The sequence below is a fragment of the Staphylococcus sp. GDY8P196P genome, from assembly GCF_017891705.1.
In the GTDB taxonomy this organism is placed as follows: domain Bacteria; phylum Bacillota; class Bacilli; order Staphylococcales; family Staphylococcaceae; genus Staphylococcus; species Staphylococcus ureilyticus.
Genome location: NZ_JAESJS010000030.1, coordinates 1 through 1,377, shown reverse-complemented (window position 1 = coordinate 1,377; position 1,377 = coordinate 1). Strand labels below are relative to the sequence as shown.

Below are 1,377 nucleotides of genomic sequence, written 5' to 3'. Positions count from 1 at the left end.
TTAGAAATATCAAAGCCATTATAGATTTTTATATCTTTTTCATCATACTGATACTTTTCAGGATTATCCATATGCGTGAAATACCTATACGCTCCACGAACACTTTCAAGTTTAACTGGTTGTGGTGCATTTACCTTCTCAGCAATTTTTGATGCTGCATTTTGAGTAACAGGTCCATCCCAAATTAGTATGACATGCCAATGCTCTTTCTTAATTTCTCCATCAGGATTAACATCTTTATCATGCAAAGGAGATATTGCGAATTGTAAATAAGTTTCTTCAAGTAATTCTGTCCAATTTTCAGGGGCAGATTGTGGATATACAACCATTCCCCACGTTCTTGCTTTAATATATTTTGCCATGGTAAAATAACAGTGTTGAATAAAGATTTTAGAGAACTTAGCTATTTGGGAGCTAGGTTCTTTTTTTATTTTCCACTGTCTCTATCCCCCTTTTTACCTTTTTCAATATAGTAATTATTAATTAACATAGATATCGCTTGAGATTTACTCAATCCCATCTCTTCTGATATATCTTTCAGCCTTTCAATCGTTACAGGTGTTAATGTTATTCCAACTTTTTCTCGAGCCATTATAACCCCTCCTTTTTAAATCCTTATTCTGTATTATATAGTATATTATCCATAAAAGTCTAGAGTTTTCATGAATACTTTTGTTAAGTTTTGTGTCTAAAATTGTCAAAAACCCCATAATATCAAGGCTTAAGTCGATTTTTTCACATTGCACATTGCACCCATTGGGGGGGTCGTAGTACCCCCCAATGTCTCTCCTCAAAACAAAAATTCAAAACCAAGCAATCAAAAAAGTGATTGCTAAAATTTCAAAATCAAACCCCACCAAAAAATTACTTGTAATAGAATTTCCTTTTGACTTCACGATATCGAAATCAATGATTTGGATTGGTTGTTAACTTGGAATTAATCCAAGTTAAAACCAGCACCAATCGCCACTGAAGTGGCTATCATTATTTCTTTGTTCGTCAAAAGTTTTTCTCCTATCACAAGTAATTTTTTGGTTTGGCAAGCAGTGTATTTGCTAGCCACTTCATTCGCTAACGCTCATTTCGTTCTGCAAATACACTTGTTGGGGGTAAACCCCCAATCCCCCTTTTTTGCTAACGCAAAAAGCTAGCCATAGTGGCTAGCTAATTCAAAATTAATTATCATGTTTATGTCTATTGGATCTAACTAAAACATTAATAGTAAATGTATTATCACAAGCAACTTTAAATAGGTTATAATCCATTTCTTCTAAAAGACTTAATAAATCTATATATTCTGTTACGTTTTCACTAATAATAATCTTCTTTATCCTTGAAATAGCTTCATACTTTTCTTCTCTAGTAAGAGCAATATAG

General features: G+C 32.8%; 3 protein-coding genes and 1 pseudogene. 1 reads left to right on the top strand and 3 read right to left on the bottom strand.

What is annotated here, in order from left to right:
• Both KA814_RS13360 and KA814_RS13355 read right to left on the bottom strand, forming a co-directional pair.
• The coding region (locus KA814_RS13360; RefSeq protein ID WP_210122797.1) for a replication protein at window positions 1-362 on the bottom strand (362 nt) is incomplete at its 3' end.
• 65 nt (window positions 363-427) lie between these two features.
• The gene (locus tag KA814_RS13355; RefSeq protein WP_002503080.1) at window positions 428-592 is read right to left on the bottom strand and encodes a ribbon-helix-helix domain-containing protein; all 165 of its coding nucleotides are present in this window, start codon (window positions 590-592) and stop codon (window positions 428-430) included.
• 188 nt (window positions 593-780) lie between these two features.
• On the opposite strand from KA814_RS13355, the gene KA814_RS13350 reads away from it, so the two are divergent.
• Window positions 781-930 carry a hypothetical protein gene (locus tag KA814_RS13350; RefSeq protein WP_002503081.1) on the top strand — a complete coding sequence of 50 codons (150 nt, stop codon included), beginning with the start codon at window positions 781-783 and terminating at the stop codon, window positions 928-930.
• A 245-nt stretch (window positions 931-1,175) separates the two neighbouring features.
• Here KA814_RS13350 and KA814_RS13345 read toward each other — a convergent pair.
• Window positions 1,176-1,377 (bottom strand): annotated as a pseudogene (locus KA814_RS13345) (Rep family protein); the annotation flags it as partial.

Excerpts from the sequence above, each read along its gene's own strand:
- KA814_RS13355 (WP_002503080.1), bottom strand. The coding sequence starts at position 592 with ATGGCTCGAGAAAAAGTTGGAATAACATTAACACCTGTAACGATTGAA.
- KA814_RS13350 (WP_002503081.1), top strand. The coding sequence starts at position 781 with ATGTCTCTCCTCAAAACAAAAATTCAAAACCAAGCAATCAAAAAAGTG.